Annotated in this window: 2 protein-coding genes; one reads left to right on the top strand and one right to left on the bottom strand. The window is 64.8% G+C overall.

Annotation, left to right across the window (positions count from 1 at the left end; genetic code table 11):
• The coding region (locus tag WBQ44_RS18510; RefSeq protein ID WP_495568132.1) for a helix-turn-helix transcriptional regulator at window positions 1-602 on the bottom strand (602 nt) is incomplete at its 3' end.
• A 101-nt stretch (window positions 603-703) separates the two neighbouring features.
• Between WBQ44_RS18510 and WBQ44_RS18515 the strand changes: the two genes are divergently transcribed.
• The coding region (locus WBQ44_RS18515) for an aldo/keto reductase (RefSeq protein ID WP_495568133.1) at window positions 704-1,585 on the top strand (882 nt) is incomplete at its 3' end.

Here is a 1,585-nt window from a genome sequence, read left to right on the forward strand (position 1 = left end):
GCGATGAGCTTCTCGTCGTGCGGGTTGTTGCCCGCCTCCATCCGCAGCATCGCGGCGGCATCCCGGGTGACCTGGTCGTAATCGACGAAGAACCGCTCGGCCTCTTCGGGATGCAGGTAGACGAAGCGGGTCGTGTTCGCCGGTCGTCGGGGATCTGCCAGGACAGGTGAATACAGGGCGCGGGCGAGTTGGTTCATGGCGAGCACGTCGTGGCGACCGTTGCGGATCCAGGCAGGCGCGTCGGTGAAGGCGTCCAGGATCTGCAGTAGCGCCGGTCGCACGGTCCCAGGCGCCTTTCGTTGACGCCGATGGCTGGATGCCCCGGATTCCCGCGCAAGAGCGAAAAGGTGCTCCCTCTCGGCGTCATCGAGTTGCAGTGCTGAGGCGAGAGCGTCAAGGACAGCCTCCGAGGCGCCTCCGAGGCTGCCTCGTTCCATGCGCACGTAGTAGTCCACAGACACGCCGGCGAGCATGGCCACCTCCTCACGGCGCAGACCCTTGACGCGCCGGTTGCCGCCGTAGGCGGGTAGCCCGGCCTGCTCCGGGGTCAGGCGCGCGCGACGCGAACTGAGGAATTCGCGGATCTCGATGCGCACGTCCATGCCTCCACGGTATGCCCGGCAGAGACGCGTTGAGAGGTACTGGCGGTGCCTGGTTCAGCAGGCCCTCCCGCACCACTGCGTTCGGGCCTACCGTCGAAGACATGACCATTCCGAAATTCAGTCTGAACAATGGTGTGACCATGCCGGTCCTCGGCTACGGGGTTTTTCAGACGCCCCCGGATGAGACGGTCAACGCCGTCGAGACCGCGCTGCAGGTCGGCTACCGCCATGTCGACACCGCGGCTGCCTACGGCAATGAGCGTGAGGTCGGCAAGGCCATCCAGCAGTCTGGACTCGCGCGCGACGACGTGTTCATCGAGACCAAGATCTGGATCACCGACTTCGGTTACGACGCCACCTTGCACGCCTTCGACAAATCGGTCGGAAAGCTCGGCGTCGAACGGCTCGACCTGCTCATCCTGCATCAGGCTCTGCCCGGCGAGTTCGAGCTGACAGTTGGTGCGTACAAGGCGCTGGAGCAGCTCTACGCCGACGGCAAGGTACGGGCCATCGGCGTCTCCAATTTTATGCGCGCGCACATCGACCGGCTCACCGCCGAAACCGAGATCGTGCCGACCGTGAACCAGATCGAAGTGCACCCCTACTTCAAACAGTCCGATGTGCTGGCGGCCGACGCCGAGCGCGGCATCCTCAGCCAGGCCTGGGCGCCCATCGGCGGCATCACGTTCTACCGCGAAGGTCCGCACACCTCCACCCTCGACAACCCCGTCATCGGCGAGATTGCGGCCGCGCACTCGAAGACGCCCGCACAGGTCATGCTGCGCTGGCACATCCAGCAGGGCCGCCAGGTGATCCCGAAATCGGTGACGCCATCGCGCATTGCGGAGAACTTCGACGTCTTCGACTTCGAGCTCAGTGAAGATCAGCTCGGAGCGATCGACACCCTGGACACCGACATCCGCGGCGGTCCAAAGCCTGAGGACATCACCCGCGAGAACTTCGCCATCGCGATTCCCGAAGCC

The sequence above is a fragment of the Rhodococcus sp. (in: high G+C Gram-positive bacteria) genome (assembly GCF_049591685.1).
Classification (GTDB): domain Bacteria; phylum Actinomycetota; class Actinomycetes; order Mycobacteriales; family Mycobacteriaceae; genus Rhodococcoides.